Annotated in this window: 17 protein-coding genes; 6 read left to right on the plus strand and 11 right to left on the minus strand. The window is 64.5% G+C overall.

All coding sequences use genetic code 11. The annotated features are described in order from the left end of the window. Window positions 1-21 precede the first annotated feature (21 nt). Both CHB87_RS09040 and CHB87_RS09045 read right to left on the minus strand, forming a co-directional pair. A complete protein-coding gene (locus CHB87_RS09040) occupies window positions 22-750 on the minus strand; it encodes an SDR family NAD(P)-dependent oxidoreductase (RefSeq protein ID WP_089408071.1) in 729 nt (242 codons plus the stop codon). 16 nt (window positions 751-766) lie between these two features. After that, the gene (locus CHB87_RS09045; protein ID WP_089408072.1) at window positions 767-1282 is read right to left on the minus strand and encodes a carboxypeptidase-like regulatory domain-containing protein; all 516 of its coding nucleotides are present in this window, start codon (window positions 1280-1282) and stop codon (window positions 767-769) included. A gap of 264 nt (window positions 1283-1546) precedes the next feature. Between CHB87_RS09045 and CHB87_RS09050 the strand changes: the two genes are divergently transcribed. Together CHB87_RS09050 and groL are read left to right on the plus strand one after the other, a co-directional pair. Then, window positions 1547-1843 carry a co-chaperone GroES gene (locus CHB87_RS09050; protein ID WP_089408073.1) on the plus strand — a complete coding sequence of 99 codons (297 nt, stop codon included), beginning with the start codon at window positions 1547-1549 and terminating at the stop codon, window positions 1841-1843. A 58-nt stretch (window positions 1844-1901) separates the two neighbouring features. Next, entirely contained in the window at window positions 1902-3575 is a 1674-nt protein-coding gene (gene groL, locus CHB87_RS09055; protein WP_089408074.1) for a chaperonin GroEL, read from the plus strand. Window positions 3576-3650: 75 nt separating this feature from the next. Here the strand turns inward: groL and CHB87_RS09060 are convergent, their stop codons facing one another. The 4 genes from CHB87_RS09060 to CHB87_RS09075 form a co-directional block, all read right to left on the minus strand. Beyond that, window positions 3651-7838, minus strand: coding sequence for a transglutaminase family protein (locus CHB87_RS09060; protein ID WP_089408075.1), 4188 nt, complete (start codon window positions 7836-7838; stop codon window positions 3651-3653). Between the two features lie 146 nt (window positions 7839-7984). After that, window positions 7985-8899, minus strand: coding sequence for a vWA domain-containing protein (locus tag CHB87_RS09065; RefSeq protein ID WP_089408076.1), 915 nt, complete (start codon window positions 8897-8899; stop codon window positions 7985-7987). 62 nt (window positions 8900-8961) lie between these two features. Further along, window positions 8962-11328 (minus strand): TonB-dependent receptor, encoded by a 2367-nt coding sequence (locus tag CHB87_RS09070; protein WP_245817903.1) that lies wholly within the window; start codon window positions 11326-11328, stop codon window positions 8962-8964. 60 nt (window positions 11329-11388) lie between these two features. Then, complete coding sequence (locus CHB87_RS09075) at window positions 11389-12378, minus strand: glycosyltransferase family 2 protein (RefSeq protein WP_089408078.1); 990 nt, start codon at window positions 12376-12378, stop codon at window positions 11389-11391. 273 nt (window positions 12379-12651) lie between these two features. On the opposite strand from CHB87_RS09075, the gene CHB87_RS22225 reads away from it, so the two are divergent. Continuing rightward, on the plus strand, window positions 12652-13293 hold the full coding sequence (locus tag CHB87_RS22225; RefSeq protein WP_176441668.1) for a hypothetical protein: 642 nt from the start codon (window positions 12652-12654) through the stop codon (window positions 13291-13293). A 204-nt stretch (window positions 13294-13497) separates the two neighbouring features. On the opposite strand, the gene hflX is transcribed toward CHB87_RS22225, so the two are convergent. The 3 genes from hflX to CHB87_RS09095 all read right to left on the minus strand — a co-directional run bounded on the left by hflX (window position 13498) and on the right by CHB87_RS09095 (window position 17515). Continuing rightward, a complete protein-coding gene (gene hflX / locus CHB87_RS09085) occupies window positions 13498-15024 on the minus strand; it encodes a GTPase HflX (protein WP_089408079.1) in 1527 nt (508 codons plus the stop codon). A gap of 51 nt (window positions 15025-15075) precedes the next feature. Further along, the gene (locus CHB87_RS09090) at window positions 15076-16398 is read right to left on the minus strand and encodes a cytochrome P460 family protein (RefSeq protein ID WP_089408080.1); all 1323 of its coding nucleotides are present in this window, start codon (window positions 16396-16398) and stop codon (window positions 15076-15078) included. Window positions 16399-16555: 157 nt separating this feature from the next. After that, the gene (locus CHB87_RS09095) at window positions 16556-17515 is read right to left on the minus strand and encodes a helix-turn-helix transcriptional regulator (protein WP_089408081.1); all 960 of its coding nucleotides are present in this window, start codon (window positions 17513-17515) and stop codon (window positions 16556-16558) included. A gap of 92 nt (window positions 17516-17607) precedes the next feature. On the opposite strand from CHB87_RS09095, the gene CHB87_RS09100 reads away from it, so the two are divergent. Beyond that, window positions 17608-18078, plus strand: a complete 471-nt coding sequence (locus tag CHB87_RS09100; RefSeq protein WP_089408082.1) for a DinB family protein — start codon at window positions 17608-17610, stop codon at window positions 18076-18078. Between the two features lie 47 nt (window positions 18079-18125). On the opposite strand, the gene CHB87_RS09105 is transcribed toward CHB87_RS09100, so the two are convergent. Then, on the minus strand, window positions 18126-18596 hold the full coding sequence (locus CHB87_RS09105; protein ID WP_089408083.1) for a nuclear transport factor 2 family protein: 471 nt from the start codon (window positions 18594-18596) through the stop codon (window positions 18126-18128). 146 nt (window positions 18597-18742) lie between these two features. Here CHB87_RS09105 and CHB87_RS09110 point away from each other — a divergent pair, with 146 nt between their 5' ends. Both CHB87_RS09110 and CHB87_RS09115 read left to right on the plus strand, forming a co-directional pair. Further along, window positions 18743-20032 (plus strand): spinster family MFS transporter, encoded by a 1290-nt coding sequence (locus CHB87_RS09110; RefSeq protein WP_089408084.1) that lies wholly within the window; start codon window positions 18743-18745, stop codon window positions 20030-20032. A 2-nt stretch (window positions 20033-20034) separates the two neighbouring features. Further along, a complete protein-coding gene (locus CHB87_RS09115; protein ID WP_089408085.1) occupies window positions 20035-21237 on the plus strand; it encodes a glycosyltransferase family 2 protein in 1203 nt (400 codons plus the stop codon). A 54-nt stretch (window positions 21238-21291) separates the two neighbouring features. Here the strand turns inward: CHB87_RS09115 and ispG are convergent, their stop codons facing one another. Then, window positions 21292-22575 carry a flavodoxin-dependent (E)-4-hydroxy-3-methylbut-2-enyl-diphosphate synthase gene (gene ispG, locus CHB87_RS09120; RefSeq protein WP_089408086.1) on the minus strand — a complete coding sequence of 428 codons (1284 nt, stop codon included), beginning with the start codon at window positions 22573-22575 and terminating at the stop codon, window positions 21292-21294. Between the last annotated feature and the right edge of the window lie 16 nt (window positions 22576-22591).

Below are 22591 nucleotides of genomic sequence, written 5' to 3' on the forward strand. Positions count from 1 at the left end.
GATGCGCTACGCAGATCTGCCCTACAGTCCCAATCCGCCATCGACGGCCAGCAACTGGCCCGTGATAAAGCGCGGGCCGGTCGCGAAGAATAGCACCGCCTCGGCCACATCCGCGGCGGTACCGTTGCGCTTCATCGGCGTCCGGTCGGCGAAGTGCTGGTACGCCGCGCCGACCTCGCCCTGCACGATCATGCCCGGCGCCACGCAGTTCACGCTGATCTCCGGCGCCCACGCCTTGGCCATCGTCTGCGAGAGCATATGCAGCGCCGCCTTCGACGTGCAGTAATGCGCGTGCGTCGCCCATGGCTGAATGCCGCCCAGCGAGCCGATGTTGACAATGCGCCCATACGCGGCCTTCAGGTACGGATGCGCCGCCTGCGCCATCAGGAACGGCCCCCGTGTGTTGGTCGCGAACATCGCATCCCACTGGTCGGCCGTGATCGACTCCAGCGCCTCCGAGGCGAAGACCCCGGCATTATTGACCAGCAGATCCAGCCTGCCGTGGACCGCAACGGTCTCCGCCACGGCGTTGCGCACCGACGCGGGATCGGCCACGTCGCACTGCATGGCGCTCGCCTGCACCCCGAGCGCGACGAGGTCCCGCACCGTGGCCGCAGCCTCGTCGTGCGAGCCGCGATAGGTGATCGCCACATCCGCGCCGGCCTCAGCCAGCTTCAGCGCAATGGCGCGCCCAATACGTCGAGCCGCGCCCGTGACGAGCACAGTCTTCCCTGTCAACAACCTATCCATGAAATCCTTCGAATCCTTACTTGGCGCTCGCCGGCGGCGGCTCGACCTTTGGTGCGCTGTCCGGCTCCTGCACGCCCGGCTTGCGGTCGGCGGGCTTGTCGCGGTTGTCCTCGTACTTCGAGATCTGCGCCTGCGGCCGCTTCATCGCGACCAGGATCGAACGCGAGCTTTCGGGAATGTCGAAGGTCTCGGCGTAGGTCGCGAAGCCATCCGCGAGCACCTGCACCACCACCCGGCTGCCGGTTGGAATCACATCGATGACCGCCTTGCCGTCCGGGTCGGTCTTGACCTCGAGATTGCCCTCGTCCTTGCCGTCCTTCATCGGATGGAAGATGACGGCCGCGTTCGCGATCGGCTTCTTGTTCGTTCCCTTGATCACCGTGATCTCGATGTGCGAGACCTCCGGCGGCGCCTTGTACTTGCGTCCGCGGCGTGCGGAGTCATCCTGCCCTACGAGGTTTTGCGGGCAGACCAGTCCGGTGGCGAAGGTCAAAGCAAGAGCGGTGGCGGAGATACGGCGAAAGAACGACATGCTCTGCATTCTACGACTTAACTGCGCGAATGGTCGAACCGCAGGCAACCCGAACAGAGTTGCGTCACTTTCACTCACATTTCACAACACAGAGTTGACACGACCCGCCTCAACCGCCTAAAGTTAGCAATCGTAGGGCGAGACTGCTAACGGCCTGACCGGCCCTGGCGCCTCCCCGAGCAGCCCAGTCTTCCGGCGCGACTGTCGCCGAGCGAGGCATCTGCTCACCCGCAACACAAAACAGCTTTAGAGGAGACTCATCGCATGGCAACAACATCCTTTACCCCCCTGCATGACCGGATTCTGGTCCGTCGTGTCGAAGAGGGCGAGACGGTTCGCGGCGGCATCATCATCCCGGACTCCGCCAAAGAGAAGCCCCAGCAGGGCAAGGTCGTCTCCGTCGGCAAGGGTAAGTCCAACGACGAGGGCAAGGTATTCCCGCTCGACGTGAAGGCTGGCGACACGATCCTGTTCGGCAAGTACTCCGGCACCGAGATCAAGCTCGACGGCGAAGACCTGCTCATCATGCGCGAAGAAGAAGTCCTCGGCATTCTGGCGTAATCAGCATTCACGCCGCAAGGCGTCCAAAACGGTACGAAGTACCAGGAGCAAAAGCATCATGGCAAAACAGATTCTGCACGGAGAAGATTCGCGCCAGGCCATCCTGCGCGGCGTCAACATTCTGGCGAACGCCGTCAAGGTGACCCTCGGTCCCAAGGGCCGCAACGTCGTCATCGAGAAGAAGTTCGGCTCGCCCACCATCACCAAGGACGGCGTCACGGTCGCCAAGGAGATCGAACTTGCCGATCCGATCGAGAACGTCGGCGCGCAGTTGGTGAAGGAAGTCGCCTCGAAGACCTCGGACATCGCCGGCGACGGCACCACGACCGCAACCGTCCTCGCCCAGGCCATCTTCCGCGAAGGCGTGAAGACCGTCGCCGCCGGCGCGAACCCCGCTGCTCTCAAGCGCGGCATCGACAAGGCTGTCGAGGCCATCATCGGCAAGCGCGATGAGAACGGCGCAGTGGTTGGCGGCGCTCTCGCCGAGTTCTCGAAGCCCGTCACCGGCGACATGATCGCCCAGGTCGGAACCATCTCGGCCAACTCCGATCACCAGATCGGCTCCATCATCGCCGCCGCGATGACCAAGGTGGGCAAGGACGGCGTCATCACCGTCGAAGAGTCGCGCACGATGGAGACGCAGCTCGATGTCGTCGAGGGCATGCAGTTCGACCGCGGCTACCTCTCGCCCTACTTCGTCACCGACGCAGAGCGCATGGAAGCTGCCCTGGAGAACCCCTACATCCTGATCTACGAGAAGAAGATCTCGTCGATGAAGGACCTGCTTCCCCTGCTCGAGCAGATCGCACGCACCGCCAAGCCCCTCGTCATCATCGCTGAAGACGTGGACGGCGAAGCGCTCGCGACCCTGGTCGTCAACAAGCTGCGCGGCACGCTGAACGTCGCTGCGGTCAAGGCGCCTGGCTTCGGCGATCGTCGCAAGGCGATGCTCGAAGACATCGCAAAGCTGACCGGCGGCAAGGCGATCACCGAGGATCTGGGCATCAAACTCGAGGGCGTCAAGCTCGAGGATCTCGGCACCGCCAAGCGCGTCACCATCGACAAGGACAACACCACGATCGTGGATGGCGGCGGCGATGAGGCCGATATCGCGGCCCGCGTGAAGGAGATTCGCGCTCAGGTCGAGAAGACCACCTCCGACTACGACCGCGAGAAGCTCCAGGAGCGCCTCGCCAAGCTGGTTGGCGGCGTTGCCGTCATCAAGGTCGGCGCAGCCACCGAGACCGAGATGAAGGAGAAGAAGGCCCGTGTCGAGGATGCGATGCATGCAACCCGCGCGGCCGTCGAGGAAGGCATCGTCCCGGGTGGCGGCGTAGCGCTGATCCGTACGATCCCCGCAGTCGACGCGCTCATCAAGACCCTCGAAGGCGACGAGAAGATCGGCGCATCGATCATCCGCCGCGCCATCGAAGAGCCTCTCCGCACCATCGTCGGCAACGCCGGCGAAGAGGGTTCGGTCGTCATCGGCAAGATCCACGAGTCCAAGGATTCCAGCTTCGGCTACAACGCCGGAACCGGCGTCTATGAGGATCTGGTTGCTGCCGGCGTCATCGACCCCACAAAGGTCACCCGCACTGCCCTGCAGAACGCAGCCAGCATCAGCGGCCTTCTCCTCACCACCGAGGCGATCATCGCCGAGATTCCGGAGAAGAAGGAAGCGGCGGGCGGCGGACACAACCACGGCGGCGGCGGCATGGACGGCATGTACTAAGTCTCCACGCCATCGCGGCAAACAGGAAGCCCCGGACTCGAGCGATCGAATCCGGGGCTTTCTGTTGTCCGGCGTCTACTTCCCTGCGCCGCCAAGGCTCTTGATCCGCGCCTGCGCCAGCACGTAGGTTGACGTCGGACCGATGTAGGTGTGGTCGTCGAACTCATGCGCGTAGACCCGGTTATAGGCTTCGAGCGCCGCGGTCTTCGCGCCGTACTGCTCGTAGATCAGACCCAGCGCGTACCAGACCTCGGAGTTCGGCTCCGGCTGGCTGGAGGCGACCAGCGCCTGCTTCAGCACCTCCCTCGCCTCCGTCGTCTTACCCTGCGCCGCGTAGATGCAGGCGAGCGTATGGAGTTCCCCGAAGCTGCCGTTATGCGTCAGCATGTTCGACTGCTGCGCAGCCTTGGTCACGTCATCTCCCAGGTAGTCGTGGAAGAGGCCAAGCCAGGCGAACTGGTTGTAGTCGTTCGCGACGGCCTTGCCGGAGTCCAGCACCTTCTGCGAGGCGGTCTGCGCGCCGGCGAAGTCGTGCGCCAGGGCGAAGACGCCAATCTGCTCGCTCAACAGGTCGCGGTCGGTGGGATGCTTCGCCAGCTTCGACGTCAGCAATGTCCGCCACGGCTCCGGCTGCCCCTGCAGGCTGTACGCACGTCCCGCCAGATTCACCGCCGTAAAGGAATCGGGATCCTGCTCCATCAGACGCTTTGCCGCCGGCAGGGCGATCGCGGGCTCCTCGGCGCCATCGGCCGCGCAGGCCAGCAGCAGGTCGAGGTCGGTCTGCCGGGAGCCGGAGGCCTTCGCCTGCGCATCGCCGATTTCGGCAAGGTAGGGCTTCGCATCCATCGATCCAGCCATCAGCGACAAAGCCGCAATCCGCATCGCGGCCGGCGAGTCGGCGCCTTCCTTCGAGCTGCCCACGGTCCAGAACCGAGGCAGCAGCGGTCCGGCGAAGCTGTCGTCGCCTCCGGCCCTGTGGGTCAGATCGCGCTTCCAGTCCAGCATTGCCTTCGCCTCCGCGGGCTTGCCATGCTGCAGCGCGTAGAGCACCGCATTGCCGATCTGCGCCGAATCGTTCTCGTCTCCAATGATCCGGTAGGCGCCGTCGTCCTTCACGACATAGTGGTGCAGAGGCGCGGCGCCCGGCGTCTGCGTGACGATGGCATAGCCGATCGCATCGTCTCCCCCGGCGGTGGTGAAGGTCGAGTTGCCGGCGACCAGATCCATCAGCACCGATTCGGTCATGTCGGAACGGGATGCAATCACCCGCAAAACGCCGGAGCTCGCCAGATTCTTCTTCACATCCAGATCGAACGCAGCGTCGCTGGCGTAAGCCTGATGGCTGAGCGCGCCGGCGGCCTGCTCCCGCGTCAACGTGCCGGCCAGCAGGCCGAAGAGCATCGCCTGCACCGGCCGCGCGGGGTTCGTCGCGGGCAGCGGCTTCAACGAGGTCTCGTGCAGATTCTTATAGAGCTCGATCTGCCGGGCAGCCGTGGCTGCGTCGTTGTCGCCCTGCAGGCCGGCGCTCAGCACTTCGGCAGCCTGCGCGTAGAGATGCAGCATCGCAAGCTGGGTGGCCGCCGTCCGCAGGTTCTTGTTTCTGTCGGATGCGCCCGCGTTCCCCTGGCCGGCCTGCGCGATACCCGCCGGCGCACCATGCTGCGCGGCGGCGGAGGTGATCGCAAAGACAGTATGCGTATTCGTCGAAGGCAACGCCGCGATCATCTTGTCCAGCTCCGCGAACTGCCGCGAGTAGAGCAGGCTGTAGAGCAGATTTTCACGATAGGAGGCGGCCGACTGCGGATCCTTCTCCCTGGTCTTCTCGACCAGCGAGCGATACAGCTTGATCGCCTCCGGCATGTCGGCATCGGAGGAATAGCGCACGCCGCGCGCGTCGAACTCCAGCAGGATCGCCAGGTCGTACGGCGGATCGTTATCGTCGGGATCCAGTGCGATGGCCTTGCGATAAGCCGCGATCGCGCCGGCACGGTCGTAGTTCTTGCCGAAGCGTTCGCCGAGGCTGTTATGCTGCAGCACCCAGCCCAGCGCCGAGAAGGCGACTGCTGACTTCGGATCGAGCTCGGTCGCACGCCGCGCCTCGACGTGGGCCTCGTCGCCGATGCCTGCCTCCAGCAACGCCCTCGCCAGCCGCGCATGGTGCAGCGCCTCCGCGGGATGCGCTTGAATGAGCGCGTGATCGGCCTCCAGCGCCTCGCGGATATGCCCCGCGGCCATTGCCTTCGCGCCGATCTGGTCGAAGTAGATCGCGACATAATCGCGCTTGTTCAACTCCAGCACGGCGGCGCGCATCGCCAGCGCCTGCTCCGCGGTGATGGTCGAAAGACCGCTGTCGAAGCGCAGGTCCGCCGTAACGACTCCGGGCTCCCTATCGCTGTAGGTCTCGGTCAGGGTCGCCGCTCCAAGCTGCGTCGTCTTGCTGGGCGGCAGCGAGCGCGGCGTGAATCCGTCCGGGATGAGAATGCGGACGTGCTGCTCCGTGATGAACGGGCGAAAGCTGTAGGTCGCCTGCCGGCTCTTCTCCGCCAGCTCCTGCTCCGCGCGAGCCGTCGGCGAAGTGTCCGGGCCGATCACCGGAGGAGCCACCGAGAACCACTTCGGCAATCCGTTCACCGTGCCGTTCGGAAAGACCGCCACGATCGCCTCATTCATCGAGGTATACCCGCGACGCGCGCCATCGGCGACGATGGTCAGGTGAAAGGGATGCTCCAGATCGGACCCATCGCCGTGCGTCACCGAGGTTAGCTTCTTCGCCAGGTAGGCGGTCTGGACGTACTCCTCCAGCCCTTCGCGAATCTTCTTCGTATCCGTGCCGCCGTAGTCGCTGCGGTAGAAGGCATCGATCGAGCCGAAGGTATCGGAGTCTTCGACGACATGCGAGGGACCGAGCTGCGCCAGCGTGAAGGTACGCGTCTCCTTCAACACCGACTGATCGGCGGAAGGCATCGTCGTGCGGGTCAGCGCGGTCGTCGTGGGCGCGACGATCAGCGCCATGCGGCCGGTATCGGGATACGGCAGCGAACCCACCGTGTTGTACTGTGCGGTCGCGTCGATCCACAGAGCCTCCTCGCCCTTGCCGCTGCCGGCCGGCACATAGACGATGGCATGGTCGAAGAGATTCATCCCCGGCAGCTCCTGGTCCAGATCGCGACCGGGCCCGGTGGAGAGCAGCGCCAGATTCGCCGGGATGCCGGCCGAGCGCAGCATCGCCACCAGCAGCGTCGCCTTGTCCTTGCAGTCGCCGTAGTGCCGCTTGATGACCTCGGATGGCCGCATGGGCGTCAGTTTGGCCGCGCCGAACTCCACGCCGGTATAGCGAATCTCGCGGTGCAGACGTTGCACGATGGCGCGGATGCGGGCCATCCGCTCCGCCGGCAGGTCTTCAGGCAGCAACGGCGCGGCCTCGGCGGCGACGGTCTGCGGATCGGCCAGCGCGGCATAGGAGGTTGCAATCGCGCCCCACGACGCGCCCGTCGCGAACTCCACCACCGGCGAGGCAGGGTCATCGGTCGAAAGGTCGATGTCCGAGCCGTGCGAAGCCTTGAGGTTCGTCTCCTCATAGACCGTGCGGCGGACGCCATCCTTCTCCGACCGCGCGATGGCGACCCCCGGCAGGTTGCGCAGCTTGTCTTTGTAGGGGAACGAGGCAGGCAGCTCGACGATCACACGCTCGCGCAGCGTCGGCACGTTGGGGTGAAAGCCGAAGCGGTTCACGCTGCCGCCGGCGAAGTACGGCGTCTTCTCCTCCACCGTCTCTGTCTCTTCGACGATCGACCCGATCGCGAGGCCCGGCAGCGGCGCGCGACGAACGCGGCTGGAGGAGAAGGTCTCGTTGTCCTCCGCACTCACCGGCGCGTCGGTCACGGTCTTCTGGTCCAGCTCGATGAAGTCTCCGTCCGGCCGCAGAACGCGCGCATGCAGACCGGCCATCTTCTCGTACCACGGGTCCCAGCCCGAGGAGATCTCGGCCCAGTCCTTCACGCCCTCGGCGGAGTCGAGCCGGTAGATCATCCTGTGCTGATAGAACAGCGTGCCGTCCGCCGCCGTGCGAAAGACACCCTCTTCGAGCAGCACCTGCACCTCGTAGTCGTGATCGACCGGCGCGGCAGCCGAGGCCGCGCGCAGCTCCGCCACGGTAGCAGAGAACGGCGCTTCGGCGAAGGTCGGGGTCTGGGCAAAGAGCGCGCGGCTGGCGAAAAGAGCCGCAATACTCAAGAGAGGAAACAGACAGTTACGGCGGCTCATGGCAGGGACCCTTCAGCTCGATTGGGTAATGTTTTAAAAGAAGATACCATCGCCCCGAAGCTCCGTCTCTACAACCTCTTACGCGCATGCAAAAGCGGCTTCCCGAGTCGGGAAGCCGCTTCTCTCTTTCTTATCGAATGGAGGAGTTACTCGACGTTACCCGGACGCACGTCATCCGCGTGGCGAATCTTCACCTTCGGGATGTCGCTGGTTATCTTGATGCGAACCAGGTCGTGATCCCGGTGGTTGGCGATGGCGGCAAAGCTGGCCACGTAGCTCTCGTCCAGCGCATGCTCAAACTGCTTGAAAAAGGGCGTAAGCGAGATCGGACTGCCAGTGCCTTCGTAATACGTGTCGCCGCCGGTGGAGTCGGCTACCTGGCGCAGGTAGCTCTGTCCGCTGAACGAACCGCCGCGCATGCCGGAGTCGCCATAGTAGATCGAATAGACAGCCACGCCGGCACGGTTTGCATCGTCGATCGCGGTCTGCACGTAGGGGCTATCCTGGTTCGAGATCCGCGTGCTCCCGTTGTAGGGGTCGACGCCGTTGGTCAGCATGAGAACGACGCGCGCCTTGCGCGGTCCGCCGCCGCTGGGCCAGTTCTTCACGAAGTCCGACAGGCAGAAGTACGGGCTGGCGCTCATCCCCGGCGCGCCGAACGGAATGCGCAGGCTTTCCGCCGCGGCATTGTGGTCGGCCGTAAATGGCTGCGCGGACGCTACGCGACCGTTCTGCATATAGCCGATCAGCACCTCGGAGCCCGGAGGCAGGGTGTCGAGAAAGCCCTTGATGTCGCCAAGCTGCGAGGCGATCGAACGGCGCAGGCCGTCGTCGATCAGCAGAGCAATCTGCAGACCCGTGGGCGCGACACGATCCAGAGAGACGAGCGAAGCGGGCTTGCCGTTGAGTTGAAGCTGAACGTTCGCGGGCGTCAGTACGACCTCCGCCTTCGAGTTGACCGAGATCAGCGTCTGGGTGGGAGCGGGCCCCTCCTGCGCGGCCATCGACAGGGTGAGGGCGACCGAGGCGGCGAGTGCGGAATACTTCAGAAATCGAGACATGGGAACACCTTCCACAGCATTAGACGCAAACCGCGCGAACGGGGTTCAGATAGCTCCGGACGCTATCTCCCGCCGATATGTATCTTCAACCCGGAGCGCACCGTGAACGGCACGCTCACATAGCCAACCGGGGCCATGTGCTGCTGGTCCAGCAGATTCTCGAACTGCGTAAAGATCGTCACATGGCGTCCCGCGACGTAGGTGAAGTTCGCGTCCAGCTTCGCGTAGCCGCCGTCGAGATCGCGATTCGGCAGCAGCATCGCGTTGCCGCTGTTCGCGTCGCGAAAGGCCGCGAAGGTCGAGTCGTCCGCGCGGCTGGCCAGCGCGCCCTGAAACGCCGCTGTGAACGCCTTACCCGTGTACTGCACCGCGAAGAAGCCCGTGTGCCTTGGCTGCTCGAAGGGCCGTGCGCCAACCAGCGGCGACGAAGCGCCGATCGGGATGCCGGGCAGGTTGGGGTTCGTCGTCGCGCCATTCGCCGCCAGTGCATTCGACGCAAACGACCGCTCCACCGTGCTCGGCATCCAGGTATAGCCGCCATGCAGAAACAGCCGATGCGTCGGCTGGTACTCCACCGCCGTTTCGATCCCCTGCGCGCGGTAGTCGAGCGTGTTCGCCGTCGCCGGACGCACCGTGGCAATCCCGAACAAACCCTGCAGCGATCCGGTATCAACCGTGTCGAACTGGTGCGCGAACTGATTGTGAAAGTAGCTTGCGCGCACGATCAGCTTCTCCAGAAAGATGTTCTGGTCGACGCCCAGTTCGAAGGTGCGCGATCGCGGCGCGGTCACTGGCGTCACGCCATAGCGCGCGCTGGCGGCCGGCGTCAGCAGCCCGTAAAGCGAACTCACCTCCTCCTGCAGGCTCGGCTCGCGGAAGCCGGTCGCGGCGTCGCCATGAATCTTCGTGCCGCGCACCCAGCGTCCGCCGGGACGCACCGGCGTATACGCGAGCCCAACGCGTGGCGCACCCATGATGCCTGCGAAGTGATTTTTCTCCAGCCCCCCGGCGACCGAGTAGAAGACACGGCGAACGATGTCTCCCTGCAGCGAGATCGTGTAGCCGAAGTTCACCCGTAGGAGCGGCACCCGCGCCAACGTCACCGGCTGAATCGCCAGCCCGCGTTCGTTCGCATACCGCGCGCCCAGCAGAACTGCGGCGTGCCGGTTGAGGGCGTAGTCCGTCTGGATCGAAAGCTCGTCGCGGCTCGAGTCCGTGTCCTGCCGGCCAGGATACGGCCCGGCATAGTCGAACGCGGCGCGCCCCGTCGCCACATAGCCGTTCGCTCCGCGCAACGTGACAGGGTTGCCGTAGTACCGCGTCCCGCCAGCCGTGGCGACCGGCAGCCCGACCGGGTAGAAGTGGAACAGCTCCTCGCGCCGCCGCGAGACGCCATAGCGCGCCACGGTGTGCCAGTTCCCTCCCAGCGTGTTCTCGACCGTGACGCCGGAGACCAGATTCTGCTCGCCCAACCGTCCCGCCTGCACCAGATTGTAAAGATCGTAGGCGCCGGGCATGCCGCTCGCCGAGTCGGCGTTACGCAGCGTGAAGCGCAGCAGCGTATTCGTGAGGATCGCGTAACCCAGGTTCGCGACCGAGGTCGACGTGTGGAAGCGGTCGAGCAGAAGCGCGTTCGAGGTATCCAGCCGCGCGTAGCCCGCGAGGTAGTCCAGCCGCTGGCGCGTACCGGAGAGAATCGCCTCGTCCCGCCACGTGTTCAGATTGCCGCCATCGCCGCTGTAGTCGAACGCCGGCCCCGCGGAGTTCCCGCGAGTCGTCGCAAGGCTGACCGCGCCAGCCTCCGCGCCGCCGCCGAAGCGCGCCGTGTTCGCGCCGCGATAGACCTCGGTCGTCGCCATCGCCGTGCTGCCCAGGCTGCCGAGATCGAAGCCGCCGCCAACATCCTCCGCCCGCACGCCGTCGATCAGTACGGCGTTCGCCTGCGCATCGCCGCCGCGCAGCATCAGGCCCGCCGGGCTGCCCGTCTGGCCGATCTGCGAGATCGTCGCCCCCGAGGTCAGCCGAAGATCGTCGAGTAAGTCGAGACGCGTCCGCAGATCATCATGCGCCACATACGCCGAAGAGCCCGTCACCCGCGCCATCGGCCCCGCAAGCCCGCTCTGCAGCAGCGGCTGCGCGGGCTGAATCGCCGTCGGATCGAGGCTGATGTCGCGCGTGACCACCGCCGTACGTCCGCCGTAGAAGCTCTCTCCAATGCCCGGCGCAAGCCGCGCCGAGGTCGTCACCAGCACAAACCTTCCGGAGGCCGAAGAGCGCATCTCGTACGTGCCGTCGGGCCCGGAGAGTGCAAACGCCACCGAGCGTCCGCCCTGGATCAACTGCACGCGGGCAAAGCTCACCGGACGCCCCTGCGGATCGGTCACACGGCCATGCACGACGACGGCATGCGCGGTCCCGCACGCGAACACCGCCCACAAAATGTGATGTCGAAAGAATCGCGACAACGAATCCGCCTCTTAGAGGAACCGCTACTGCAGCAGGCTCTCTTCGCTCGAACGCAGCCGCAGAATGCGGTCGACCGCGTACGGCGCGCGATGGTTGGCGTTGTGGAAGTGGCGCACCTGCAGCTCGCCCAGCAGGCCAATCCCCATCATCTGGATGCCCGCAAGAATGGACACACCTGCAATGACGAAGAGCGGCCCATGGTTGTTAGCCATATTCGCATGCGTCGTCAGCTTCAGGACCAGCAGCCACGCCGCCAGCGCCGAGCCGCCCAGCATGCCCACCGCGCCGAAGGTTCCGAAGAAGTGCAGCGGACGCGTCATGTACTTCAGCAGGAACCGGATCGTCAGCAGATCGAAGAAGACGCGGAACGTGCGCGAGATGCCGTAGTGGCTCTTGCCGAACTCGCGCGCCGGGTTCGAGATCGGAATCTCGCAGATGCTCGCGCCATACCAGCTCGCCAGCGCCGGAATGAACCGGTGCATCTCGCCATACAGCGGAATGTTCTGAATCACCTCGCGGCGATACGCCTTGAACGTCGTGCCGAAGTCGTGAATGTTCACGCCCGAGAGAGCGGCCATCAGCCAGTTCGCCGCGCGCGAAGGAATCCGCCGCAGCAGGAAGTTGTCGCCGCGCTGCGAGCGCCAGCCGCTCACCACGTCATAGCCCTCTTCGAGCTTCGACAGAAACGCCGGAATCTCGCGCGGATCGTGCTGCAGATCGCCATCCATCGCCAGGATGTACTCACCCTGCGCGTGATCGAAGCCGGCGGCCAGCGCCGAGGTCTGGCCGAAGTTCCGCCGCAGCTTCACGACCAGCACACGCGAATCGACCGCGGCGATCTCTTCGAGCAGCCGGTAGGTGCGGTCGCGCGAGCCGTCGTCGACGAAGACCAGCTCGAAGGTGTCGCGGCCCGGCTCGAGCACCGCCTCCATGACGGCCTTCAACCGGTCATACAACGTCGTGACATTGTCTTCTTCGTTATGGAACGGGACGACGATGGAATATTTCGGCACAACTCCATCATACGCCGGGGCGTTTTCCTGTCGCGCGCATGCAAACGGACAGTGCGCGAATTCACTTCGTCAACAGGTGGCGAGATAGTCACTAAGTCCAAACCGGATTCAACTCGACGTTGCACTAAACACAGTGCATAGTAAATGAGGGAATGCACAACGAATTGGGCAGAAGCTGTCTATGCCACGAAGGCTGTACGTGGATATCGCGGCTGATTTGTCGAAATGTGTGCACCTTACGTCGCCATCAGGCAGACCGCGGAGGATGGAAGAATGAGTCGAGTGTTTGCATTGATAGTGCTTGTGGTCATCTGCGTGGGTAGCTGGTTCTGGTGGCAGAATCATCGCAAGAGCGCGAGCCTGAACGACGGTGAGGTCGCCTGCGAAGGCTGTATGTCTCCCGAGCGCAAAGCCGCCTTCCTGAAGGAGAACTCCGGCGAGGACGCCGAAGGGCAGTTGGAGCACAAGTCCACCAGCCACAACGAGCTTCTCGAAGACAAGGGCGTGAAGACGACCACCACCGTTGCAACCACGACGACGCCGGTTGCAACGACGGCCTCGACCCCGGCGGCTGCAACGACCACCACAACCGCCAGCACGACGACCTACCCTGCCGCGACGCCCGCTGCCCCGGTTGCGGCGCCGGTGGTTTACTCCGGCCCCACGTCGACGACCGTGTCGACGGCCTCCACCACGAAGACGCCGGTGGGCGCTCCTCCGGCCTACGACACCATCGCGCCGAACGCACCGAATGGCGCGGTCTTCACCGGCTCTGGCGCGTACCAGTGGTATCGCCAGGGCAACCTCACCTGGCGCGTCGACAGCCGCACCGGTCGTAGCTGCATCGTCTTCGCTACGGACGAAGAGTGGCGCAAGGAACGGGTCTTCAGCCATGGATGCGGCAAGAACGCGTAACACGCCGCACATGTTGAAAATGGCCGTCCCCAACCAGGGACGGCCATTTTGCTTTGGCATGCGTACAAATATCCAGCGCCCCGTCACAAAACCTGTCATCCTTCCACAAAACCTGTCATCCTTCCACAAAACCTGTCATCCTGAGCGTAGCGAAGGACCTGCTTCTGCCTTTGCTGTTGCCCGTTCTAACTGGCCACGACGGCTCTAGGCCGTGGCCTGCCGGTCGCGGAATCGCCGATACCGGTCGATCAGGGATGCCGGTCCGCGCGCCCGCAGATAGACCAGGTTCCCCTCGAAGCGCTTGTCTTCAATGATGGAGCCGGCTTCGAGCGACGCCAGAATCGCGCCCTCGGACTGCGGCAACCGGAAGCTCGCTTCGATCAGCGGGTCGGCCACCAGCGCGGCGTCGATGGCAAGCAGCAGGCGTTCGAGGCCGGTGTGTTGCAGCGACGAGACCGGGATCGCCTCGCGCTCGCCGCCCAGATGCGCAAGCTCCTGCGGCGGCAGCAGGTCGACCTTGTTCAACACCTGGATCACGGGCTTGGATGAGACGGAAAGCTCCGCAAGCACCTTCTCCACCTGCAGCTTCTGCTCCTCGCGGATGGGGCTCGATGCGTCCTGAATGTGAAGCAGGACCTCGGCGCGCTCGACCTCTTCAAGCGTCGCGCGGAAGCTCGTGACCAGCGTATGCGGCAGGTTGCGGATAAAGCCGACCGTATCCGAAAGCAGAATTTTGCGCCGGGACGGAAGCTGCAACTGACGCAGCTTGGGGTCGAGCGTGGCGAACATCCGTGCGGATTCGAGCACCCCTGCTTCGGTCAGCGCGTTGAAGAGCGTGCTCTTCCCCGCGTTCGTATAGCCGACCAGCGCGACCACCGGCACCGGAACCGCCTCGCGCCGCTGGCGCTGCTGCTGGCGGATGCGGCGAACCGCTTCGAGCTGGCTCTTGATATGGTCGAGCCGCAGGTTGATCTTGCGGCGATCCGTCTCAAGCTGCGTCTCGCCCGGTCCGCGAGTTCCGATGCCGCCGCCGAGCTGCGACATGGCGCGTCCACGACCGGCAAGGCGCGGCAACTGGTATTCGAGCTGAGCGAGTTCGACCTGAAGCTGGCCTTCGCTGGTCTTCGCATGACGCGCGAAGATGTCCAGAATGAGCTGCGACCGGTCGATGACGTGGCACGGCAGCCGCGCCTCGATGTTGCGCAACTGCGACGGCGTCAGGTCGTGGTCGAAGAGCACGAGCGAGGCGTTGGTGCTGGCGACGACGCCGACGATCTCGTCGAGCTTGCCCTGGCCGACGAGGCTGGACGGATCGGGCTTCTGCCGGCGCTGAACGAGCGTCGCGGCAATGGTCGCGCCGGCGGACCGGGCCAGCTCCTCGAACTCGGCGCGCCCAGCGTCGAAGTCGATCGTGGAGGCCGTGTACTCCGTCAGGTCTTCTTCACCGGCCACCACCGCGGCGGCGGTGCGTGCGAGCCGGGCGGCAGCGGTCAACTGTTTGCGCTTGCGCAGCTCGCCGGTAAACTCGACCACGACGATGACGGCGAGTTCCTGCTGAGTCTGCGAGGTGCGAAGCTCGCGGGCCAGCAGCGCCGCATCCTGCGCGGCGCTGGCTTCGACGAGGCTGCGGCGTACGGTCTTTCCACGTCTGCGGCGCGATTGCGGCTCGGCGTTTGTCTCTTCGGTTGCAGCTTGTTCGGCGGCTTCGGGCGAAGCCTTCTTGCTGGTCAAATTCGTCTCAATTCAAAGGGCTTGGTCATGCACACCCATGATACCCCTCGCTCAGTGCGAGAGGTATGGGCCGGGTTGGAGGCGGAGGATGAACTGCGCACGCTGCGCCTGGGCCGGGGCGTCCAACGCCACGTCGTGCTTCGCCGCCTCATCGATCTTCCGGTAGCTCGCGACCGCGCCTGCCGGCCCCAGTTGCAGCAGCTCCGACGAGACCGGCTGCCCCGGAATGCGTGCGCCGAACCAGTGAGGGTCTTCGATCTGCTTCCAGGTCGTCAGCAGCAGCTTCGCGCCCGCCGGATAAGAGACCGGCTGTCCCGCCTTCTGTGACAGCGGCGAGTCGCTCGCGTAGAGGATCGACATCGTCCCCGCCTGCCGGTCGACGTAGAGCGTGATTGGCCTCGCGCTCGACGGGTCCACCGGCAGGTCGGTATAGCTGGCGGCGATATTGTTCAAGCCGTCGGATCCCGGCTCGACCGCACGCGAGATCGGCTGGGTGTAGACGTAGTCGTTCCGCTTCACCGGCGCATGGCAGCCCGTGCATTCCCTGACGAGCGAGGCATCCGTTCCATACGGAGTGAGCTTCGGTCCCTTCCAGCGGCCCCAACCCCAGCCCTCGGAGGCTTTGAACTTCGTCGCGTCCTTCAGCATCTGCTCGACCTGGACGAACTTGCCCGGAGCCATGATGCCGTCGGCGGTCTGCCTCTGCTGCCAGGCCACCTTGGCGAAACGCGATCCGTCGGGCCACGGGTGGGTGTGCCCTTCGCGCGCGGCCTTCACGGCAATGTCGTTGCCGAGAATGAAGCGAAAGGTGCCGTTGTCGCCGCGATCCGTCGCGCTCAGCAGATGCCAGCTCGTATAGGAAGGATCGAAGGCGAGGCCGCCGAACTCCGGATCCGCCTGCGCGGGAGCGACCACATCCGTCGGATCGGGCTGCGCCTCGGGCGTATCGGACCACGGCGCCAGGTACGCCTTCAGCTTGCCGAGCGCTGCCGGATTCACCTTCGCATCCGGATGGAGCGCGAGGAAGCTCGACAGCGGCATGTAGTTCAACTGGGCCATGTTCACTGCCTCGAACAGCGCGGCGCGCTGCGCGGCCACCGGCTTCGAGCCCAGCGTGGAGAAGTTGAGATGCGCGCGCGCCTCAAGAATGTCGTGCCTCACCAGCCAGTACGGCGGCACGATCTCGTCGAACCACGCCAGCCGCCGCTCGTTCGAATGGCAGCTATAACAGCTCGTGCGAAGAACCTCGGTCGCCTCCCGCGAAGCCTGAACCTCGTGGATCTCGCGCGGCGCGGGGATCGACGGCCGCACACACTGCAAGACCGCAAAGACGAGGACTCCGGCAAACAGCAGAGTTAGAAGGCGCTTTGTCATAAGACATCCTATACACAATCGCTGCGCTTTCGTTCGCTCCACGCTTGTGGATGAGTAGGGACGGCTTGTCATCCTGAGCGAAGTGAAGGATCCGCGTTGGCTCCTGTCGTTGTCTGTCCTTGCTCATCGCAATCCGCTCTGAGCCATCCCTACCTCATCAACTCCGTGGACTGTCCGCTGCCTGCAATGCATGCCTCGCAAGCAGGCGGAAGGTCTCGCGCAGCTCCTCCGGGCGATACACCACGACGCGCCGTCCCACACTGAGCAGCATCGCCGCAAACATCTCCAGCCGGTCTCGCCCGCAACGCAGGCGCGTGCCGCCGTCGCTCGCCTCCATGGCGATCCGCCAGAACGCGAAGCTGCGCTCCGCCTCCTCGAGCGGCATGTCGATCCACACATCCACCTGGTAGTTCGACTGGACGAACGGCATATGATCCGCCATGTAGCGTCGCGGGTCGAAGTCCTCCGGCGGCGTGAAGCCGGCCGAACAGACCTCCAACTGCGTCGCACGGTCCAATCGAAAGGTGCGCAGCGCCTGCCGCGACAGGCAGCGGCCGATCAGGTACCAGCGTCCATCCGTATGCAGCACGGCATAGGGCTCAATCTCCCGCTGGGAGAACGCATCATGATGCGATCGATACCCGAAGCGGACTCGCCGGCCGGTGCGGATGGCGGTAGCCGCGCCGGTCAGGCACTCGACCGAGGTCGGCGCGACCCACGGACCCGGCTCGACGGCGACCACCGCCTCGACCGTCCGAATGCTCTCGCGCAGCGACTCCGGCAGAACGCGCCCCAACTTAGCCAGCGCTCCCTCGGTCGCAGGCGCAAACCCGGCCAGTCCAACCTGACGCAGCGCGCTCAAACCCAGCGACAACGCGAACGCCTCCTCGTTGGTCAGCAGCAGCGGAGGCAGCCGAAAGCCCGGCCGAAGCCGGTACGCGCCGCCCACCCCTGGCGACGAGTCCACAGGAATGTTCAGATCCTTAAGCCGTACGATATAGCGCTGCACGGTCCGCAGATCGACCTCCAGCCGCTGCGCCAGCTCCAGGCCGCTGACGCGGTCGCGCCCCTGCAGAATCTCGAGGAGCGTGAAGACGCGCATGATCGGATCGTACATACGATTTCGATTCTTTCTCGAATCTACGACAGAGCCTGTCGGGAATGGTCCGTACCCTCAGAATAAGCCCAAATGGGCTGTGGAGGTTGAACATGACAACGGAGACATTGGTATCGGCCGACGCCCTGCTCGAAGGCTGGCAGGCGCATAGACGGCTCACACGCAGGACCATCGAGGCATTCCCGGAGGACAAGCTCTTTGAGTTTTCGATCGGCGGCATGCGCAGCTTCGCAGCCATGGCGCTCGAGATGATCGGCATGGCCATGCCGACGGTGGAAGGCGTCGCCAGCGGCAGATGGGCGCCCTTCGAGCACGCGAAGACCGAGACCAAAGCAGAACTCCTCGCGCTATGGGACGCCCAGACCGCGCCGCTGAACGAGCTGTTTCCGAAGATTCCGCCGGCCCGCTTCTCCGAGGTCGATAAGGCCTTCGGCCAATGGGAGATGCCCGGGCTGACCATCATCCAATACGCCATCGACAACGAGATTCATCATCGAGGCGAAGGCTATGTCTACCTCCGTGCGCTCGGCATCGAACCGCCGCCGTTCTGGGACCGGGCCTGACCGGCGCCTCCCGCCGGCAGCCGGCGCCTCCACCGGGCCCGGCTGCCTTACAGCCCCATCTCCGTCAGCCCCGGATGATCCACCGGACGAACTCCCAGCGGCCAGTGGAACCTCCGGTCGTTCTCGGCGATGGCCAGGTCGTTGATCGACGCCTGCCGCCGCCGCATCAGGCCGTTCTCGTCGAACTCCCACAGCTCATTGCCGAAGCTGCGCCACCATTGGCCGCTCGCATCGTGGCTCTCGTAGACGAAGCGCACGGCGATGCGGTCTCCCGTGAAGGTCCACATCTCCTTGCACAGGCGATAGTCCAGCTCCCTTGCCCACTTTCGCGTCAGCAGTCCGACGATCGCCTCGCGTCCCACGGCGAACTCGCTCCGGTTACGCCACCGGCTGTCGACTGTGTAGGCGAGCGAGACCCGCTGCGGATCGCGGGTGTTCCAGGCATCCTCGGCCTTGCGCGTCTTTTCGACGGCAGTCTCATGCGTAAACGGCGGCAGCGGCGGTCTCTGTTCGGACATGGCGCCCTCCTGTACCCTTCCACCTTAGCGCATCGCATCGCCTCAGCGTGTGGCCGGGTCAAAAACTGCATCTCACCCTGCAGGACGGATAAGCGACGCTCTCTGAACGCGAACCCCGACCTGCTATCCTCCCGACAGTGGGCCAAATGACCAACGAGATCTCCGCGAACAAACCGAAGAGCGGCATCGCCCCCATCGCGGGCGCAGCCACCGCGCTCGTCCTCCTCACCGCGCTCAACTTTGTCAACTATATCGACCGGTACATCCTGCCCGGCGTGCAGGAGCTCGTCAAAAAAGAGTTCCACGTCACCGACTCCGAGATCGGTTCGATCACCTTCTGGTTCTTCCTGACGTATATGCTCGCCGCCCCGCTGACCGGCTGGCTGGGCGACCACCTGCCCCGCAAGCCGCTGATCGTCGGCTGCGCCCTGCTCATCAGCGGCGTCAATATACTCACCGGGACGGTCCACGCCTTCGACTCGCTGCTCATCCGCCATGCGATCCTCGGCATCGGCGAGGCGTCGCTCGGCATTTACGCCCCAGCGCTATTGGCGGACTTCTACCCCGAAGACCAGCGCAACCGCATCCTGACCATCTTCTATACGGCCATTCCCGTCGGCGCCGCGCTCGGCTACTTGATCGGCGAGATCGTCGGCGCGAAGTTCGGCTGGCGCATGCCGTTTTATGTCTCCGCCGTGCCCGGCTTCCTCATCGCGATGCTGATTCTTTTCATGATGAAAGAGCCAGCCCGCGGCGGCAGCGACGTCAAGGCCTCTGCCGCCGAGAAGGACGCGCCGAAGAAGTCCGCCAAACAAAATATCTTCGACCTGGCGAAGAACGCTCCCTACATCACCGCGACCCTCGGCATGGCGATGGTCACCTTCTCGCTCGGCGGCATCTCCGCTTGGATGCCGTCGTTCCTCGAACGCAGCGGCTTCTCGGCGAACTCGGTTGGCATCACGCTCGGCGCCATCACGGCCGGCGGAGGCCTCGGAGGCACGGCCGCCGGAGGATGGATCGCCCAGCGCTGGCTCCGCACCAACCACCGTGCGCTCTACCTTGTCTCCGCCTGGTCTGCCGCGCTGGCCGTGCCCCCGGCGTTGCTGTGCTTCTTCGGACCGCGCGTCACGATGCTGCCTGCGCTCGCGGTCGCCATGTTTCTCATCTTCCTCGGCACCGGACCATTGAACGCAGCGATCATCAACGCCGTACCCTCAGCCGTCCGTTCCACCGCCATCGCCTTCGAGCTGCTGCTCATCCACCTGCTCGGCGACACGCCCTCGCCGAAGATCATCGGCATGGTCTCGGACCACAGCAACCTCGCGACGGGCCTCGGCGTCACCCTCATCACCATGCTGATCGCGGCGGTACTGCTCTTCATCGGCGCGCGGACGGCGCCTGAGGTCTCCGAACACGCCACCGCTTCCGCCCACTGACGATGCTCAATCCTCTTCTTTGGAGCGCCGCGGCACACAGCCTTCGCACGCATCCCTTCCCCTGGCTGGTCGCTTTCGCCTGGACGGTTCGTGTCGCCGGCGCGGCTCGCGGCCTGCCCGGCGTACCGAACCTGCTTCTGCCGGAGTTCGATCGAACCCCGGCGGACAACCCCTCCATCACGGTCATCGTTCCCGCGCTCAACGAGCAGGAGAAGGTGGCGGCCTGCCTCGAATCGCTGCTTCGGCAGGACTATCCCAACCTTCAAATTCTCGCCGTGGATGACCGCTCCACCGACCGCACCGGCACCATCATGGACGAGCTGAGCGCCGCTCACCCAGACAAACTCAAAGTCATCCACATCACGGAACTACCGCCGCAATGGCTCGGCAAGACCCACGCCATGGCCACCGCCGCCGCGCGGACCACCTCCGAATACCTGCTCTTCACCGACGCCGACATCCTCTTTACACCCGGCGCCATCCGCCGTTCTCTGGCCTATGCCGTTGAAAGCAAAACGGATCATCTCGTCACCTTTCCCACCACCATCATCCACCGCTGGGACGAAGCCGCGCTCCTCGGCTTCTTCCAGATCTTCGGCCTCTGGGCCGCGCGGCCCTGGAAGGTCGCCGACCCGCGCGCCAAACGCGACGCCATCGGCATCGGCGCCTTCAACCTCGTCCGTCGCGAAGCCTACGAGCAGATCGGCGGATTCACCGCCCTGCGCATGGAGATCGTCGAAGACCTCGGCCTCGGCCGCCGCATCAAGCGAGCCGGTCTCGCCCAACGCGTTGCCTTCGCACGCGGCATGGTCCGCGTCCACTGGGCCGCCGGCGTACCGGGTCTCATCAATGTCATGACGAAGAACACCTTCTCGGCCTTCAACTTCCACATCTCGCTGCTGCTGATCGGCTGCGCGTGGCTCGCCTGCTTCTGCGTGGCCCCCTTCGTCTGGATACTCCTCCCCAGCGGCGCGCACCTGCCCGCCGCGATCGCTATCACAGCCGTCTTGTATGCCTATAAATTGGTTGGGAGACACTCCGGCATCTCCGCATGGAACGGCCTGCTCGCGCCCTTCGCGGCCAGCGTCTTCATCTACACACTGCTCCGTTCGATGGTCACGACGCTGCGGCAAGGCGGCGTCTACTGGCGCGGCACCTTCTATCGATTGAAAGAGCTACGCGAAAACGCCGCACCCCTGTTCTAGGAGCGCGGCGCCTTTTGCCTCTCTTGTTTTGCCATCCCCGCAGAGGATCTGCTCTTACTGGATCACTGAAAACACAGGCGGTTCCACCGGCGCAGCCACAGAAGCAACCCGCCCAGCTCCGCCACTGCCATAACGCTTCTGCACATACTCATCCAGAATCACCTGGAACTCTTCGACGATGTGGTCGCCCTTCAGCGTCGTGGCGAACTCGCCATCGATATAAACCGGCGCCTTCGGATCTTCGAACGTTCCCGGAAGCGAGATGCCGATGTTTGCATGCTTGCTCTCGCCGGGTCCGTTGACGATGCAGCCCATCACCGCCAGCTTCAGTTCCTCGACGCCGGGATAGATCTTCTTCCACTCCGGCATCGACTCGACGAGATATCCCTGAATGTCCTCGGCCAGCTTCTGAAAGTAGGTCGAAGTCGTGCGGCCGCAACCAGGGCAGCTCGTCACCTGCGGCATGAAGCTGCGGATGCCAAGCGACTGCAGAATCTGCTGTCCGCAGCGAACCTCCTCCGAGCGGTCGCCGCCCGGCGTCGGCGTCAGCGAGACGCGAATCGTATCGCCGATTCCCGCCAGAAGAAGCGGCGAAAGCCCGGCGGTCGAGGCCACGATCCCCTTCATTCCCATTCCGGCCTCGGTCAGACCGAGGTGCAGGGTGTAGTCGCAACGCCGCGCCAGCTCGGTGTAGACATCCACCAGATCGCGCACGCCCGAGACCTTCGCCGAAAGAATGATCTGGTCGCGCCGCAGCCCGTAACGCTCCGCGGCAGCCGCATTGTCCAGCGCCGAGACGACCATCGCCTCCATCATCACGTCGCGCGCGTCGAGCGGCGCAGCCAGCTTCGAGTTCTCGTCCATCATCCGCGTCAGCAGCGCCTGGTCGAGCGAGCCCCAGTTCACGCCGATGCGCACCGGCTTCTGGTTGTCCACCGCGCACTCGACCATGGTGCGGAAGTTGTCGTCGTCCTTGCGCCCGATCGAGACATTGCCCGGATTGATGCGGTACTTCGAAAGGGCCCGCGCGCACTCAGGATACTTGCGCAGCAGAATATGCCCGTTGTAATGAAAGTCGCCGACGATAGGCGTCGTCCAGCCCTTCGCGTGGATCGCATCGACGATATAAGGAACAGCCTTGGCCGCGTCATCGTTGTTCACGGTGATGCGGACCATCTCCGATCCGGCGCGCGCGAGCGCCGCAATCTGCTGGACGGTGCTCTCCACATCCGCGGTATCGGTATTGGTCATCGATTGCACCACAACAGGCGCATCGGACCCGACAAGAACTCCACCCACGTTGACGCTTACGGTTTTACGACGCTGAATCGAAGGCATAATAGTAACTCCAGTT

The organism is Granulicella rosea (assembly GCF_900188085.1).
GTDB lineage: Bacteria > Acidobacteriota > Terriglobia > Terriglobales > Acidobacteriaceae > Edaphobacter > Edaphobacter rosea.

Bases quoted from the DNA above. Each gene is read 5' to 3' on its own strand.
- CHB87_RS09095 (WP_089408081.1), bottom strand. From the start codon at position 17,515: ATGTACGATCCGATCATGCGCGTCTTCACGCTCCTCGAGATTCTGCAG.
- CHB87_RS09060 (WP_089408075.1), bottom strand. From the start codon at position 7,838: ATGAGCCGCCGTAACTGTCTGTTTCCTCTCTTGAGTATTGCGGCTCTT.
- CHB87_RS22225 (WP_176441668.1), top strand. From the start codon at position 12,652: ATGAGTCGAGTGTTTGCATTGATAGTGCTTGTGGTCATCTGCGTGGGT.
- CHB87_RS09100 (WP_089408082.1), top strand. From the start codon at position 17,608: ATGACAACGGAGACATTGGTATCGGCCGACGCCCTGCTCGAAGGCTGG.
- ispG (WP_089408086.1), bottom strand. From the start codon at position 22,575: ATGCCTTCGATTCAGCGTCGTAAAACCGTAAGCGTCAACGTGGGTGGA.
- CHB87_RS09105 (WP_089408083.1), bottom strand. From the start codon at position 18,596: ATGTCCGAACAGAGACCGCCGCTGCCGCCGTTTACGCATGAGACTGCC.
- CHB87_RS09115 (WP_089408085.1), top strand. From the start codon at position 20,035: ATGCTCAATCCTCTTCTTTGGAGCGCCGCGGCACACAGCCTTCGCACG.
- groL (WP_089408074.1), top strand. From the start codon at position 1,902: ATGGCAAAACAGATTCTGCACGGAGAAGATTCGCGCCAGGCCATCCTG.
- CHB87_RS09090 (WP_089408080.1), bottom strand. From the start codon at position 16,398: ATGACAAAGCGCCTTCTAACTCTGCTGTTTGCCGGAGTCCTCGTCTTT.
- CHB87_RS09110 (WP_089408084.1), top strand. From the start codon at position 18,743: ATGACCAACGAGATCTCCGCGAACAAACCGAAGAGCGGCATCGCCCCC.
- CHB87_RS09045 (WP_089408072.1), bottom strand. From the start codon at position 1,282: ATGTCGTTCTTTCGCCGTATCTCCGCCACCGCTCTTGCTTTGACCTTC.
- CHB87_RS09065 (WP_089408076.1), bottom strand. From the start codon at position 8,899: ATGTCTCGATTTCTGAAGTATTCCGCACTCGCCGCCTCGGTCGCCCTC.
- CHB87_RS09050 (WP_089408073.1), top strand. From the start codon at position 1,547: ATGGCAACAACATCCTTTACCCCCCTGCATGACCGGATTCTGGTCCGT.
- CHB87_RS09040 (WP_089408071.1), bottom strand. From the start codon at position 750: ATGGATAGGTTGTTGACAGGGAAGACTGTGCTCGTCACGGGCGCGGCT.